We start from the raw sequence: 14,026 nt of genomic DNA, 5'->3' as shown, positions 1-14,026 counted from the left end.
ATTCCTCCGGTAGGTGGGACGGCCCGGGTGGGGAAGGAGCCGGGCCGGCCCCTCCCCACCCCGATCACTCGGCCGGGGCCAACTCGGTCAGCGGTGCCTGCGGGCGCGCCTCGGTGGCCTCGACCGGGGCGAGCTCCGCTGAGGCGTAGTAGAAGACCGGAGCGAAGACGGCCGGCGCGAACCACGCCTGCTCGACCAGTTCACGCTGGATTGCCTCGTACAGGGCCGTCGCCTCGGCCTCCGGCGCGACGACTGCCTTCTGGTAGTCGTCCTCGATCGCCGCGCTGGTGGACGCGAGCGGGTTGAATATCGCCGCCGGACCGAAGAGCCCGTCGTACTCCATCGGGATCGGCTGCGATCCGTACCCCACGACGGCTGCGGCGAAGGTGCCGCTCGTCATCGCCTCGAAGTAATCGGCGCTCGGCCGTGCGTCCAGTTCCACGGTGATCCCGACCTTCGACAGCTGGTCGACGAGCACCTGCGACAGGGTCGCCGCCGTCGCGGACGTGCTGGCGATGACGGGGATGGAAAAGCCGTCGGCGTATCCCGCGTCGGCGAGCAACGTCTTGGCCTTGTCGGGGTCGTAGGCGTAGTGCCCCGCCAATTCGTCGACGAAACCGGGCTCGCTCGGCACCACCGTCTGCTCGGTAGCGAAGCCGTAGTCGCCCAGGAGCGCGGTGGCGATCGTCTCACGGTCGAGCGCGTAGTTGATGGCCTGGCGTACCCGAACGTCGGCGAGCGGCGAACCGAGTGTGCCGTCGCGGTCGAGCAGGCTCAAACCGTAGAAGACCGTGGGCGCCGAGAGCACCTGCAGGCCAGCGTCGGCGGCGGCGTCCGCGGTGCCCAGATCTCCCGCGGCGTAGTCGACCTCACCAGTCTTGAGGGCGTTGAGTCGCTGCTCGGTGTTGTCCATCACGGTGATGACGATCTCGTCCCAGTGCTGCGCGTCGGGATTCCAGTAATCGTCGCGTGCGGTGTACACGTAGCGCGAGCCGGCGACCGTCGCGGATGCGTCCAGCGTGTATGCCCCCGCGCCGGCCGTCTGCGTGGCCAGTCCCGCGGCATCGGCGGCGATGGCATCCGGGGAGATGACCATGCCGGCAACCCAGCGCTGGGTGAACGCCTGTGGTGCCAGCGGATGCGGTGTCTCCCAGGTGATGCGGACCGTGTCTTCATCCCGCGCTTCGTAGGTGCCGTTGTTGACGAGGGTCACGACGTTGCTCTTGCCGGTGTCGAGGTATTCCAGGTGGGTCACCAGTCCCTCGGCGTCGAGCTCGGCGCCGTCGGAGAAAGTCACGCCGTCCCGCAGGGTGATCTCGAACACCTTGTTCTCGTCGTCGATGAAACCCCACTCGGTCGCGAGGCCCGGTTCGAGGGTTCCGTCCGTGGCGACGTTGATGAGGGCGTCGTAGGCGGGCTGCGCGAAGGGGCTCGTGGACTGCTCCATGTTGGCCGGGTCAAGGCTCGACGGCGCCGCCTCCAGGGCGACCCGTAAGGTCCCGCGGGCGGCGTCTTCATCTGCGGGCGCGTTCTGCTGTGACGCCGCGCACCCACTGAGCGCGAGCACCGCCACACTCGTCAGTACGGTGACGCTGCGTATGCGTCGGGTTCTCTCGCTCATCGGACCTCCTTGTCCAGAAACTGCGGCTCTTGCCGCGATCGGCGGTCTCGGTGAGACGCCTTCCGCAGTGAAGCACAGCGCGAACGAAGGTGTAAACAGTTTGATGTAAAACGCTTTACATGGCCGAATAGTGCGCATCGTTCGGTGCCTGAGGCGGCCGCAACCGCCATCCGTCAACAGTTCCTTGACGCCTTGGCGGTGTCAACGATATCTTGACGGCATGGAGAATTTGAGCAATCGGGCGTCCGCCGCGATCGGACGGGTCAAGTGGGTCGCGATTGTGGGCATGCTCCTCGGAGCGGTGCTTCTCATCCTCGCGATCGCGCTGGAGTGGCGCGGCTTCTGGGGCGGAGCCGTACAGGGCACCGGCATCGGCATGATCGCTGTGGGCGCGTACTTCTGGGGGTACGGCAACGGACTCGGGCGCGCGGAGCCTGTGGCCGCGTGGCTCCCCAGCAGGGATGACCGGACGTGAGCGATCTGGCCGACGCCGTCGGCCGGGCCGTCCTCGCGGCCGCGCAGGTCGACGACGGCGCCGCCCTCGGCGTGGACGACCACCTTGCCCTCATCAACGGGGCCGCGCGCGCCGAGGCGGAGGCCCGCGGGATCCTGCAGCGATCGGTCGCCGCCGCCCGCGGCGGGGGAGCGAGCTGGGCCCTCATCGGCGCGGAGCTCGGCATGTCGCGCCAGGCCGCGCAGCAGCGATTCGGGGGCTCGTCGGATACCGCCTCCGAAATCGCCGACCAGTCCGACGCCGACGAGCGCTGGCTCGGGCCGGTGACGGCCTTCGACGAGATGGCCGAGCTGGACGCCGCCGGCCGCGCCGGCTGGCGCACGGTGGAGGCGGGAATGCTCGCGCACCGGATGCAGCGCACCGACACCCAGTGGGAGCATCGCCGTGTCCTCTGGCGGACGCCACCGGCGGACATCCGCGAGGGCTGGCAGGTCGCGTGCCGGGCGTTCCCGTGGATCTACCTCGTGCGCGACCGCGGCATTCCCCCGGAGGTGTGAGTCAGCCGGATGCTGCCGCGGTGGTGCGCCGCTTCTCGCGCACGTAGACCTCGCGGCGCACGCGGGCGACGACGTCGCCGGCGGCATCCGTGACGTCGGTCTCGAACCACTCCAGCACTTTCGCGCCGCCGCGGGCGCGCTCACGCAGCTCCTCGGCCTTCTCGCGCGGCACCTCGAATTGGGCCGTCAGCACGCCCTTGCCGGGCTTGAGGAACTCGATCTCGCCGCGCGTGTCCCAGACGACGTAGTCCCGCCCGAGCTGGTGCATCACCAGCATGAAGAAGTACGGGTCGGTCATCGCCGACATCGAGCCGCCGAACGCGGTCTTGACGTAGTTGCGGGTGATCAGGTTGACGTGCAACTCGACCGTGGCACTGGTCCAGTCGTCGGAGAACCGGCGCACGCGGATGCCGCTGAACAGGTTGGGAGCCCACAGGCTCATGCCGAGGGCGAGGCGCTGGGGGGTGACACGCATGGACACATTCTGGCGGATCGCCGCCGAGTGAGTATTCGTGCCCGTGAGTGAGTATTCGTGCCCGTGCTTCCACGCGCGGGCGTGCCGGTTCTTCGGAGAACACCTCAACCTCGGATCCTCTCGCCCGCAGGCATCCGGAATGGCGCCGTTCTCCGAAATCGCGGCGGGTGGGCGGGCGGACTCAGATGCCGGATGCTGACACTCACGCGCCCTGCCGGTACGCGTCACTTGACGCCGCCCGGGGGCGCCGCGACCCTGGGTGGGTGAACGAGCCCACCGAAGAGTCCTGGCAGCGCGTCGACCGCTACCTCACCGACACCCTCGTCGGGCACGATCCCGCGCTGGAAGCAGCCGTCGCGGCCCAGGATGCCGCCGGCATGCCGTCGATCGAAGTGGCACCGGTCAACGGCAAGCTGCTGCACCTGCTCGCCCGCATGACCGGCGCGCGGCGGGTGCTGGAGATCGGCACTCTCGGTGCGTACTCCACGATCTGGCTCGCGCGCGCCCTGCCCTCAGGCGGTCGGGTCGTCACGATCGAGGCGGAACCGCAGATCGCCGCTGTCGCCCGCGAAAACCTCGAGCGGGCCGGCGTGGCCGACAGGGTCGACGTGCGCATCGGCCGCGGTGAGCACGTGCTGCCGACGCTTGCGGGCGAGGATCCGTTCGACCTGGTGTTCATCGACGCCGACAAGGAGTCCAACACGCTCTACCTCGACTGGGCCGCCCGGCTCGGCCGCCCCGGCACGGTCGTGGTCGTCGACAACATCGCGCGTGCCGGCCGCGTCGCCGACCCCGCAACCACCGACCCGCAGGTCATCGGCGTGCAACGGGGCCTCGAGATGCTGGCCCGCGATCCGCGCTTCGACGCGACCGCGCTGCAGACGCTCGATGCGAAGGGCTGGGACGGCGTCGCGATCGCGATCGTGCTCTGACCGCCCCTCTTGCACGGCGCGGGGCCTGTGGTGTCGATACCGGCCTCACTAGAGTGGACACAGCGGACCAATGACGCTCCCCAGATCCACCCTCAACAAGCAAGGAGTCATCCGTGGCACTTATCGAGGCTGTAGGCGCGCGAGAAATTCTGGATTCGCGCGGCAACCCGACCGTCGAGGTGGAGGTGTTGCTCGACGATGGAATCGTCCAGCGCGCTGCCGTCCCCTCCGGCGCATCCACCGGCGCATTCGAAGCGACCGAGCTGCGCGACGGTGACAAGAGCCGGTACGGAGGCAAGGGCGTTCTCAAGGCCGTCGCCGCCGTCATCGACGAGCTCGGCCCGGCTGTGGAAGGTGTCGAGGCGAGCGAGCAGCGCATCATCGACGAGATCCTCATCGAGGTCGACGGCACCGAGAACAAGTCGCGCTCCGGCGCCAACGCGATCCTGGGCGTGAGCCTGGCCGTGGCCAAGGCCGCCGCCGACAGCGCCGACCTGCCGCTGTTCCGCTACCTGGGCGGACCGAACGCGCACGTGCTGCCCGTTCCGCTGTTCAACGTCATCAACGGCGGCTCGCACGCCGACAACGGCATCGACTGCCAGGAGTTCTTCCTCGCGCCCATCGGCGCGTCGAGCTTCGCCGAGGCGCTGCGCTGGGGTGCGGAGACGTACCACGTGCTGCGCAGCGAGCTGAAGGCCGCCGGCTACGCCACGGGCCTGGGCGACGAGGGCGGCTTCGCCCCCGACCTGCCCAGCAACCGCGAGGGCCTGGACTTCCTGGTGAAGGCGATCGAGAAGGCCGGTTTCACCCCCGGCACCGACATCGCGCTCGGTCTCGACGTCGCGGCGACGGAGTTCTTCAAGGACGGCGTCTACCGCTTCGAGAACAAGGACTGGTCGGCCGAGGAGCTGACGGATTACTACATCGACCTCGTCGACTCGTTCCCGATCGTCACGATCGAAGACGCCCTCGCCGAGGACGACTGGGACGCGTGGAAGCACCTCACCGAGAAGCTCGGCACGAAGACGCAGCTCGTCGGCGACGACCTGTTCGTGACCAACCCGACGCGTCTGGCCGACGGCATCGCCCGCGGTGTCGCCAACTCGCTGCTGGTGAAGGTCAACCAGATCGGCACGCTGTCTGAGACGTTGGATGCTGTCGACATGGCGCACCGCGCCGGTTACACGACGATGTTCTCGCACCGTTCCGGCGAGACCGAGGACACCACCATCGCCGACCTCGTCGTCGCGGTGAACTCGGGTCAGATCAAGAGCGGCGCGCCCGCCCGCAGCGAGCGCGTGGCGAAATACAATCAACTCCTGCGTATCGAGGAGGAGCTGGGCGATGCCGCGACCTTCATCGGTCGTGCCGCGTTCCCCCGGTTCAAGGGCTGAGCGCTGATCAGACACTGACGAGAGGGGGAGCCGTGGCGAAGACGACGGCTCCCCCTTCTCGTACCCAGAGCGTCGATGTGCGCGCCTGGCTGGGCGGCATCCGCCTGTCCGGCTTCATGGTCATCATGCTGGGCCTCGTGGTGCTGGGTGCGCTCGTGCTGGTGCCGACGGTGGGCACCTACCTCGACCAGCGTCAGCAGATCGCGGCGCTGGAGCGGTCGGTGCAGTTGGGCGAGGACGAGGTCGCCGAGCTCGAGGCGGCGCGCGACCGGTGGGAAGACCCGGCCTACATCACCACCCAGGCGCGCGAGCGGCTGTACTACCACCACGTCGGCGAGGTCGTCTTCCTCGTGGACAACGATCTGCCGGCCGTCGAGGTGCCGCGGGAGCAGGCCCGGGTCAGCGCCGACGTCGAAGAGACCCAGAGCGACTGGATGACACGCCTGGTCCGCTCGGTGGCGGCAGCGGGAGTGGCGCAGACCGTCACGTATGAGATCGGCGTGCCCGACGCGCCCACCGAGGCACCCACACCGTGATCGGCATCCGCTCAGCAGCCTCACGGTAGCCTGTTCGGGTGAGCACCCCGCCGTTCGACCCCGCCGACGACGTCGACCTCGCGGTGCTCCGCGAGCAGTTGGGCCGCCCCGCCCGCGGGGTGCTGGGCATCGCCGCGCGCTGCGTCTGCGGTAACCCCACGGTGGTCGCCACCGCGCCGCGCCTGCCCGACGGTACGCCGTTCCCGACGTTCTACTACCTCACCCACCCCGGCGCCACGGCTGCGATGTCGACACTGGAGGCGGAGCAGGTGATGCGGGAGCTCTCCGATGAGCTCGCCGCCGACGATGACCTCGCCGCGCAGTACGCCCGGGCCCACGAGGCATACCTCGCCGATCGCGCCCCCCACGGGGACGTGCCGGAGATCGAGGGCATCTCCGCGGGTGGGATGCCGACGCGCGTGAAGTGCCTGCATGCGCTGGCAGGTCACGCCCTCGCCGCAGGGCCCGGCGTCAACCCGATCGGCGACCGTGCGCTGGAGCGCTCGGAATGGTCGCCGCAGCGATGCACCTGCGCGCACCCCGGCGGACGCACGCAATGAGGCGCAAGGTGGCCGCCGCCGCTCTCGTGCTGGCATCCATCGCGATGCTCGGCGCGGCACCGGCACCGGCGCCGGCACCCGAACCGGAACCGGCTACCGTTCCCGACCTGCGGGCGCTGGAGTACTGGCTCGACGACTACGGCATCCGTGAAGCCTGGCAGACGACCCGCGGCGAGGGGACCCGGATCGCCGTCATCGACACCGGTGTCGCCCGGGGCCCGGTGGAGTTCAGCGGCGTCGTCGACGGCGCCGACTTCTCGGGGCTCGGCGCCGCCGACGGACGCACCCCGGTGGGTGCCGTCGACGCCGCCCACGGCAGCTACGTGGCATCGCTGGCCGCCGGACGTGGCACCGGAGCGGACACCGGGATCATCGGCGTCGCGCCCGGTGCCGAGCTGCTGTCGGTGTCGCTGGGCTTCGGCGCGGCCGCTGCGACACCGTTCGCCGATCAGGTCGCGTCCGCCATCCGGTGGGCCGTCGACCACGGCGCCGACGTCATCAACCTCTCCTTCACCACCAATACCCTCGACTGGCCGGAAAGCTGGGATGACGCGTTCCTCTACGCATTCGAGCGCGACGTGGTGGTCATCGTGGCTGCGGGGAACCGCGGCAGCGGAACCGACCGCGTCGGTGCGCCCGCGACGATCCCCGGCGTGCTGACCGTCGGCGGCGTCGATCGGTCGGGGGCGGCGAGTGTGGATGCATCGACGCAGGGGATCACGATCGCCGTCTCGGCGCCCAGTGAGGACCTCTTGGGCGTCTCACCCGACGGCTCGCCCGTCATGTGGGACGGCACCAGCGGCGCGGCACCGATCGTCGCCGGCATCGCCGCGCTCGTCCGGGCGGCTCACCCCGACCTCGACGCCGCCAACGTCATCAACCGCATCATCAGCACCGCCCGCCCCGCACCCGGTACGACCCGGGAGCGGGACGCGCTCTACGGCTATGGCCTGGTCAACGCGGCCGCGGCGGTCACCGCGCCGGTGGCGGCGGTGACCGAGAACCCGATGGGAAGCCTCAGCGAGTGGATCCGGCTGTATCGGCGGGCGGATGCCACGCCTACCCCGGAGCCCTCGGCGCAGCCGGTGGAGGTCCCGCCGCTGCCGGCTCCGGAGGCCGTCACCCGCACCCAGTCACCCCTCCTGCCGACCGAGAACACCCTGCTGTACGGCAGCCTTCCGCTGACGGCGGCGACAGCGGCCGGTATACTGGTGGCGCTCGGTGTCACCGCTGCTACCCGGCGCATCCGATCGGCTCGGACCCCTCGCCAGCCGACCCGCCCAATCTAGGAGTTCTTCCCCGTGACTGTCACCGTGCCCAGAATTCTCGTCGTCGGCGGCGGGTATGCGGGCTTCTACACCGCGTGGAAGCTCGAGAAGCACCTCCGTAAAGGCGAAGCAGAGGTCACGATCGTCGACCCGCTGCCCTACATGACCTACCAGCCCTTCCTCCCCGAGGTTGCCGCCGGTGAGATCGAGGCGCGCCACGTGATCGTGGGCCTGCGTCGTCACCTGAAGAAGACCCGCGTCATCACCGCGAAGGTCACCGGGATCGACCACGCCAACAAGGTCGCCACCATCACTCCCGCCGTCGGCGACCCGTGGCAGGAGCAGTACGACCAGATCGTCGTGACCGCCGGTGCGGTCTCGCGCACCTTCCCGATCCCCGGCATCGCCGAGAACGCGATCGGTCTGAAGACGATCGAAGAGGCCGTCGCGATCCGCGACCGCATCTTCACCAACTTCGACCGCGCCGCCAACCTCCCCGCCGGTCCCGAGCGCGACCGCCTGCTGACGGTCGTCGTCGTCGGCGGCGGTTTCGCCGGCATCGAGGTGTTCGCAGAGATGCGGGCGCTGGCATCCTCGCTGCTGAAGGACTACCCGCAGCTGACGTTCGAAGACACCCACTTCCACCTCATCGAGGCGATGAGCCGGATCATGCCCGAGGTGTCGCTGAAGACGAGCGAATGGGTGCTGAAGGATCTCGCCAAGCGCGGCGCGAACGTGCACCTGGACACCCAGGTCAAGGGCGCCGTCGACGGCAACGTCGAGCTCTCCACGGGCGAGGTCATCCCCACCGACCTCATCGTCTGGACCGCCGGCGTCATGGCCAACCCCACCGTCGTGCGCGGCAGCGACCTGCCGGTGGAGGAGCGCGGTCGCATCCGCACCCGCGCCGACCTGCGCGTCGGCACCGAGGCCGAGGTCGTCGAGGGGGCGTGGGCCGCCGGTGACGTCTCGGCCGTTCCCGACCTCACCGGAAAGGGCGTCGGCGGCTACTGCGTTCCCAACGCCCAGCACGCGGTGCGTCAGGCCAAGCTGCTCGCGAAGAACCTCACCGCGGTGATCCGCGGCGAGCTGCCGACCGAGTACGTCCACCACAACCTGGGTGCCGTTGCGGGCCTGGGTCTGTACAACGGCGTGTTCCAGTCCGGCAACATCGCCCTCAAGGGCTTCATCGCCTGGCTCGCCCACCGCGGCTACCACGGCATGGCGATGCCCTCGTGGGAGCGCAAGTGGCGCGTCATCGGCGACTGGTGGCACAACCTGTGGCTGAGCCGCGACAACGTGTCGCTGCAGACGGTGCAGAACCCCCGCTACGTGTTCGAAGAGTTCGCGGCGCGGCCTCGTCCGGCAGCGAACGCCCCGGCGCCCGCCCCCGCGATCGACCCGAAGACGGTCGCCGCGGAAGACGCCGGCAAGGCACCGGCGCAGTCCGCCGCGTCGCGCTGAGCACCGGCCGGTCCACACGGCGCTAGGGTGGGCGGCGGCGCTCGCGCCGCGCCCCCGTAGCCCAATGGCAGAGGCAGGCGACTTAAAATCGCTCAAGTGTGGGTTCGAGTCCCACCGGGGGTACCAGCGGACGCGCTCGTCGCGGCATCCCGTCTCCCTGTCTCCGGGAGAACCCGCCCGGCGGGTCGCTTCGTCAGTGCGACTGGAGTTCCGGCAGCAGTTGGTCCACCCCGGCCGTCCACGGCGTGCCGTGGCCCGGTAGCACCCAGCTCGCCTGCAGGCAGTCGAGCACCGCGAGCGAATCCAGCGCCTGCTGCGGATCGTCGGTGAACGGCGCCGGCTGGGCACCCCGGCACCCGGTGAGCACATGCCGGGTGGTCAGGGCGTCGCCGACGAACAGCGCGTCGACGGCGGGTGAGTGCACGGCGATGCTGCCGGGGGAGTGACCGGGCAGCGCGATGATGCGCGGGTCGCCCGGAAGGTCGAGCACCTCGCCACCCTGCAGCTCGATGACCTCGCTGAGGGGGGTCGTGCGGAGGCCGCCCTTGCGGAGGCTGTACCCGATGAAGCCGAGCGTCGGACCGAGGCGCATCCCCGGCCACGGTGTCTTCGGGGGCTTCTCGCCGCGAGCCCGGGCGGCATCGGCGGCGTGGATGTAGACCGGCACGCGGTGGTCGCGGCGCAGTCGCTCGGCGAACCCGACGTGGTCGCTGTCGCCGTGTGTGAGGATCAGGCCGCGGATGTCCGCCGGCGACCGGTCCATGGCGTCGAGTTCTGCCAGCAGGTCGCGCCAATGACCGGCCAGCCCGGCGTCGATGACGGTGACGCCGGCATCCGTGGCGATCAGATGCACGGCGATGATGTCGTTGCCGATCCGGTGCAGTCCGGGCCTGAGCTTCATGGTTCGCTTCCTTCGCAGGGAGGTGTGGGTTGATGGCTACGGTGCATAGCCTACATGGCTATGTGTCATAGCGATAGGGTGGAATCCGGAAAGGAGCACCCATGCCCACCCCCGCCCGCACCTCGCTGGACGGCATCGTCGCCGCCGGCCGCGCCATCCTGGCATCCGATGGTCTGGCCGCGTTGACGATGCAGGCCGTCGCCGACCGGGTGGGCGTGCGCGCCCCGTCGCTGTACAAACGGGTCCGTAGTCGCGACCAGCTGCTCCGCCTCATCGCCACCGCCGCCGCCCACGAGCTCGGCGACCGTCTCGACGCCATCGTGGCCCGCCGCACCGGCGGCCCGGACGCGCGCGCGCAGCTCACCGAGCTGGCCCACGAGGTGCGCTCGTTCGCGCACGCGCGCCCCGAGGAATACCGGCTGGTCTTCGCCCCGACCTCCGAAGCGACCCGGCCCGACCCGGAGGCGCTCACTCACGCGGTCGCCCCGCTGCTGCACATCACCACCGAGCTTGCCGGTGCGGACGACGCGCTCGAGGCGGCCCGCACCGTCACGGCCTGGGCGACGGGGTTCATCGGCATGGAGTTGGCCGGCGCCTTCCGGCTCGGCGGGGACGTCGACCGCGCCTATGCCTTCGGCATCGCCCGGCTGGCGACGGCCCTCGCCGGCTGACCGGCCGCGCCGCTGCGGCATCCGTCTCCCGGAGACAGCGCGCACCCCGTTGACCATCGGATGCCGCGGGGGTAGCTTCCCCGGTATGCCGAGCCTCCGCCATGTGTGGGCAGAACCGGTCTTCCAGCGCGGGGGAGCGACGGTGCACTGGACGTGGGAGATGGGCGAGCGGGAGCACTACTGGGGCTTCTCGTTCCGGCCGTGGCAGGCAAACGAGCCGCGCGCGCAGATCCTCGAGCAGTGGACGTCGTCCGACAACGATCTGCACCACACCGAGCACTTCGTCACCCGCGTCGAACACGGCAACCTCTACCGGTTCAGTGCGATCTGGGTGGCGGGGCGATGAGGGTCATCGTCGTGCACGATGCCGCCGGCACGATCCTCGCCGGCGCGGTCATCGAGGAGGACGACGGCCCGGTGCCGGTGGCGGCACAAGGGCAGCGCGTGGCGATCCTCGACGTCACCACCGAGGGGCGGTTCGACCTGCGGACGGTATGCCTGCGGCACCGGATCGATCCCGACACCGGTGACCTCGTCGCGCTGGACGACGACACCCGCACCGACGCGAGTCCCGCCGGCGCGAGCTGACCGGCCGGGCGCGCCCGCGGGCCGTAGGCTGGCGTCGTGCTCGACCTTCTCGGCGATGATGCCGCCGCGCGCCCCGTCCCTGCGACCCACTGGGAGGCGATGACGTCCGCCGTCGCGCACCTGTCCGGGCCCATCGCCGCGATCAGCGTGCCTGCCCTCCGCTTCAACGCGCTCGACCTCGTGGTGCGCGCCGGGGGCGTCCCGATCCGCGTGGCCAGCAAGTCCATCCGGGTCCGCGAGGTGCTGGAGGCCGCCCTTGCGGTCCCGGGATACGGCGGCATCCTCGCCTATACGCTTCCCGAGGCGCTGTGGCTGGCCGAATCCCATCACGATGTCGTGCTGGGCTACCCGAGCGTCGACCGGGACGCGATCGCCCGGCTCGCCGGCGACGAGCGGGCCGCGGCGCGCGTGACGTTGATGATCGACGACCTCGCGCAACTGGACCTGATCGACGCGGTCGCCCCGCCCCCCACCAGGCCGACCCTGCGCGTGGCGATGGACGTGGACGCGTCGTGGCGCGCCCTCGGTCTCGGACACATCGGGGTGCGGCGGTCGCCCCTGCGCGACGCCGGCGACGCCACCCGGCTCGCGCGCGCGGTGGCCGACCGCGACGGTTTCCACCTCGTGGGCGTGATGATGTACGAGGCGCAGATCGCCGGACAGCCGGATGCCGTCGGGTCGGGGGACCGTGTGATCCGGTGGATGCAGCGACGCTCCGGCGAGGAGCTGCGTGAGCGCCGCGCCGCGATCGTGTCGGCGGTGCGCGAGATCGCCCCGCTGGAGTTCGTCAACGGCGGCGGCACCGGGTCGCTGGAGTACACCGCCGCCGACCAGTCGGTCACCGAGCTGACGGCGGGAAGCGGTCTGCTGGCCGGTCACCTGTTCGACGGCTACCGCACCTTCGCGCCGGCACCGGCCGCGGCATTCGCGCTCGAGGTGGTGCGCAAGCCCGAACCCGACATCGTCACGGTGCTCGGCGGCGGGTGGATCGCGTCCGGTCCGGCGCTGCCGTCCCGCCAGCCCGCGCCGGTGTGGCCGCGGGGCCTGGTCACGATGACGAGGGAGGGCGCCGGCGAGGTGCAGACCCCGCTGCGCGGCGAGGCGGCGCGTGGGCTGCGGGTGGGCGACCGCGTCTGGTTCCGCCACGCCAAGAGCGGTGAGCTCGCCGAGCGCGTGGACCGCTATCACCTGGTCGACGGCGCCGAGGTCGTGGGGGAGACCCCGACCTACCGCGGCGAGGGGAGGAGCTTCCTGTGACACGTCCCGGCGGCACCTGGCAGAACTGGGGGCGCAGCGAGAAGGTGCGCCCGCAACGGGTGGAATATCCCGCGACGGTTGCGGCGGTGCGCCGCGGCGTGCAGGCCGCGGCGGCGCGGGGGCTGCAGCTGAAAGCGGTGGGATCGGGGCACAGCTTCTCCGGCATTGCGGTCGCGCCCGGAGTGCTGATGGATCTGACCGACCTCAGCGGCCTCGTTTCCGTCGACCGCGACCGCGCGCAGGTGCGCCTGCTGGCCGGGACCAAGCTGCACCACATCCCGCAGCTGCTCGCGCCCTACGGCCTCGCGATGCAGAATCTCGGCGATATCGACCGGCAGTCGATCGCCGGCGCCATCTCGACGGGCACCCACGGCACCGGCGCCCGCTTCGGCGGCATCGCCACCCAGGTGGTCGGGGCGACGCTGGTCACCGCGGACGGCGAACTGCTGCACGTGGACGAGACCGACAACCCCGAACTGCTGCCGGCGGTCGCACTGGGGCTCGGCGCCCTCGGGGTGCTGGTGGACGTGACGCTGCAGTGCGTGCCGATGTTCGTGCTGCACGCGGTGGAGCGCCCCGAACCGCTGGGCGAGGTGGTCGCCGAGCTGAGCGGGCGGGCCGATGCGGCGGATCACTTCGAGTTCTACTGGTTCCCCCACACCGACGTCGCGCTCACCAAGACGAACACGCGGATGCCGGAGAGCACGCCCCGGCATCGGCTTCCGGTCGTGGGGCGCTGGATCGACGAGACGCTGCTGGCCAACGGCGTGTACCGCGTCACGTGCGCCGCCGGCACGGTCGCGCCCGGCATCGTCCCCGCCGTCAATCGCCTCGCGACGCGGCTCACCGGTGACCGCGAGTACAAGGATCTATGCCCGGTGGTGTTCACGCAGCACCGCGGGGTGCGGTTCCGCGAGATGGAGTACGCGGTGCCGGTGGGGCGCCTGGCCGCAGCGTTCGGCGAGCTGCAGGCGCTGGTGGCTGAGCGGCGCTGGCGGCTGTCGTTCCCGGTCGAGGTGCGGGTGGCGGCGGAGGATGACCTGTGGCTGTCCACGGCGCACGGACGGGCGACCGGGTACATCGCCGTGCACCGCTATTGGCGCGAGGACCCGGCGGAGTATTTCGACGCGGTCGAGGAGATCATGCTGCGCCACGAGGGGCGGCCGCACTGGGGAAAGATGCATACGCTGGATGCCGGGCGGCTGCGGCACCGTTATCCCCGGTTCGACGATTTCACCGCTTTGCGCGACCGCCTGGACCCGACCGGGATGTTCCGCAACGCGTATCTGGACCGCGTGCTCGGTGGGTAACGACTGGGAGTGCCCGAACCGGCGACGTCGGGCGGTGC

Annotated in this window: 16 protein-coding genes and 1 tRNA gene; 14 read left to right on the top strand and 3 right to left on the bottom strand. The window is 70.6% G+C overall.

The genetic code is table 11. The annotated features are described in order from the left end of the window. Nucleotides 1-64: 64 nt before the first annotated feature. Entirely contained in the window at nucleotides 65-1,621 is a 1,557-nt protein-coding gene (locus NQ151_RS04150) for an ABC transporter substrate-binding protein (RefSeq protein ID WP_257527094.1), read from the bottom strand. 220 nt (nucleotides 1,622-1,841) lie between these two features. On the opposite strand from NQ151_RS04150, the gene NQ151_RS04145 reads away from it, so the two are divergent. Further along, nucleotides 1,842-2,096: a hypothetical protein gene (locus tag NQ151_RS04145; RefSeq protein WP_257527093.1), complete on the top strand. Its 255-nt coding sequence runs from the start codon at nucleotides 1,842-1,844 to the stop codon at nucleotides 2,094-2,096. Further along, on the top strand, nucleotides 2,093-2,632 hold the full coding sequence (locus NQ151_RS04140) for a hypothetical protein (RefSeq protein ID WP_257527091.1): 540 nt from the start codon (nucleotides 2,093-2,095) through the stop codon (nucleotides 2,630-2,632). The genes NQ151_RS04145 and NQ151_RS04140 overlap by 4 nt, the downstream gene beginning before the upstream one ends. 1 nt (nucleotide 2,633) lies before the next feature. Here the strand turns inward: NQ151_RS04140 and NQ151_RS04135 are convergent, their stop codons facing one another. Beyond that, a complete protein-coding gene (locus NQ151_RS04135; protein WP_257508468.1) occupies nucleotides 2,634-3,107 on the bottom strand; it encodes a DUF4442 domain-containing protein in 474 nt (157 codons plus the stop codon). A 263-nt stretch (nucleotides 3,108-3,370) separates the two neighbouring features. On the opposite strand from NQ151_RS04135, the gene NQ151_RS04130 reads away from it, so the two are divergent. The 7 genes from NQ151_RS04130 to NQ151_RS04100 all read left to right on the top strand — a co-directional run bounded on the left by NQ151_RS04130 (nucleotide 3,371) and on the right by NQ151_RS04100 (nucleotide 9,387). Further along, on the top strand, nucleotides 3,371-4,039 hold the full coding sequence (locus tag NQ151_RS04130) for an O-methyltransferase (RefSeq protein ID WP_257508469.1): 669 nt from the start codon (nucleotides 3,371-3,373) through the stop codon (nucleotides 4,037-4,039). Nucleotides 4,040-4,152: 113 nt separating this feature from the next. Further along, on the top strand, nucleotides 4,153-5,433 hold the full coding sequence (gene eno / locus NQ151_RS04125; protein ID WP_257508470.1) for a phosphopyruvate hydratase: 1,281 nt from the start codon (nucleotides 4,153-4,155) through the stop codon (nucleotides 5,431-5,433). 32 nt (nucleotides 5,434-5,465) lie between these two features. Beyond that, a complete protein-coding gene (locus NQ151_RS04120; protein ID WP_257508471.1) occupies nucleotides 5,466-5,969 on the top strand; it encodes a septum formation initiator family protein in 504 nt (167 codons plus the stop codon). Between the two features lie 38 nt (nucleotides 5,970-6,007). Beyond that, nucleotides 6,008-6,529 carry a DUF501 domain-containing protein gene (locus NQ151_RS04115; protein WP_257508472.1) on the top strand — a complete coding sequence of 174 codons (522 nt, stop codon included), beginning with the start codon at nucleotides 6,008-6,010 and terminating at the stop codon, nucleotides 6,527-6,529. Then, nucleotides 6,526-7,818, top strand: a complete 1,293-nt coding sequence (locus NQ151_RS04110; protein WP_257527090.1) for a S8 family serine peptidase — start codon at nucleotides 6,526-6,528, stop codon at nucleotides 7,816-7,818. The genes NQ151_RS04115 and NQ151_RS04110 overlap by 4 nt, the downstream gene beginning before the upstream one ends. Nucleotides 7,819-7,842: 24 nt before the next feature. Continuing rightward, nucleotides 7,843-9,261: an NAD(P)/FAD-dependent oxidoreductase gene (locus NQ151_RS04105; protein WP_257527824.1), complete on the top strand. Its 1,419-nt coding sequence runs from the start codon at nucleotides 7,843-7,845 to the stop codon at nucleotides 9,259-9,261. 50 nt (nucleotides 9,262-9,311) lie between these two features. Beyond that, nucleotides 9,312-9,387 (top strand) — tRNA-Leu (locus tag NQ151_RS04100). A gap of 67 nt (nucleotides 9,388-9,454) precedes the next feature. Here the strand turns inward: NQ151_RS04100 and NQ151_RS04095 are convergent. After that, nucleotides 9,455-10,162, bottom strand: coding sequence for an MBL fold metallo-hydrolase (locus NQ151_RS04095; protein ID WP_257527089.1), 708 nt, complete (start codon nucleotides 10,160-10,162; stop codon nucleotides 9,455-9,457). A gap of 101 nt (nucleotides 10,163-10,263) precedes the next feature. Between NQ151_RS04095 and NQ151_RS04090 the strand changes: the two genes are divergently transcribed. From NQ151_RS04090 to NQ151_RS04070, 5 genes are all read left to right on the top strand, one after another. Next, on the top strand, nucleotides 10,264-10,833 hold the full coding sequence (locus NQ151_RS04090) for a TetR/AcrR family transcriptional regulator (protein ID WP_257508475.1): 570 nt from the start codon (nucleotides 10,264-10,266) through the stop codon (nucleotides 10,831-10,833). An 85-nt stretch (nucleotides 10,834-10,918) separates the two neighbouring features. Beyond that, nucleotides 10,919-11,179 (top strand): hypothetical protein, encoded by a 261-nt coding sequence (locus tag NQ151_RS04085; RefSeq protein WP_257508476.1) that lies wholly within the window; start codon nucleotides 10,919-10,921, stop codon nucleotides 11,177-11,179. Continuing rightward, nucleotides 11,176-11,421, top strand: a complete 246-nt coding sequence (locus NQ151_RS04080; RefSeq protein WP_257527088.1) for a hypothetical protein — start codon at nucleotides 11,176-11,178, stop codon at nucleotides 11,419-11,421. Before NQ151_RS04085 ends, NQ151_RS04080 begins: the two co-directional genes overlap by 4 nt. A 99-nt stretch (nucleotides 11,422-11,520) precedes the next feature. After that, nucleotides 11,521-12,678 (top strand): type III PLP-dependent enzyme domain-containing protein, encoded by a 1,158-nt coding sequence (locus NQ151_RS04075; RefSeq protein WP_257527823.1) that lies wholly within the window; start codon nucleotides 11,521-11,523, stop codon nucleotides 12,676-12,678. Continuing rightward, nucleotides 12,675-13,988: a D-arabinono-1,4-lactone oxidase gene (locus NQ151_RS04070; RefSeq protein WP_257527087.1), complete on the top strand. Its 1,314-nt coding sequence runs from the start codon at nucleotides 12,675-12,677 to the stop codon at nucleotides 13,986-13,988. The genes NQ151_RS04075 and NQ151_RS04070 overlap by 4 nt, the downstream gene beginning before the upstream one ends. Nucleotides 13,989-14,026: the final 38 nt, after the last annotated feature.

This window comes from Microbacterium sp. zg-YB36 (assembly GCF_024623575.2).
In the GTDB taxonomy this organism is placed as follows: Bacteria; Actinomycetota; Actinomycetes; order Actinomycetales; family Microbacteriaceae; genus Microbacterium.
The sequence above is the reverse complement of the archived record's forward strand: the minus strand, read 5'-3'. Positions and strand labels throughout refer to the sequence as shown.

Bases quoted from the DNA above. Each gene is read 5' to 3' on its own strand.
- NQ151_RS04150 (WP_257527094.1), bottom strand. From the start codon at position 1,621: ATGAGCGAGAGAACCCGACGCATACGCAGCGTCACCGTACTGACGAGT.
- NQ151_RS04145 (WP_257527093.1), top strand. From the start codon at position 1,842: ATGGAGAATTTGAGCAATCGGGCGTCCGCCGCGATCGGACGGGTCAAG.
- NQ151_RS04135 (WP_257508468.1), bottom strand. From the start codon at position 3,107: ATGCGTGTCACCCCCCAGCGCCTCGCCCTCGGCATGAGCCTGTGGGCT.
- NQ151_RS04110 (WP_257527090.1), top strand. From the start codon at position 6,526: ATGAGGCGCAAGGTGGCCGCCGCCGCTCTCGTGCTGGCATCCATCGCG.
- NQ151_RS04095 (WP_257527089.1), bottom strand. From the start codon at position 10,162: ATGAAGCTCAGGCCCGGACTGCACCGGATCGGCAACGACATCATCGCC.
- NQ151_RS04090 (WP_257508475.1), top strand. From the start codon at position 10,264: ATGCCCACCCCCGCCCGCACCTCGCTGGACGGCATCGTCGCCGCCGGC.
- NQ151_RS04085 (WP_257508476.1), top strand. From the start codon at position 10,919: ATGCCGAGCCTCCGCCATGTGTGGGCAGAACCGGTCTTCCAGCGCGGG.
- NQ151_RS04080 (WP_257527088.1), top strand. From the start codon at position 11,176: ATGAGGGTCATCGTCGTGCACGATGCCGCCGGCACGATCCTCGCCGGC.
- NQ151_RS04075 (WP_257527823.1), top strand. From the start codon at position 11,521: ATGACGTCCGCCGTCGCGCACCTGTCCGGGCCCATCGCCGCGATCAGC.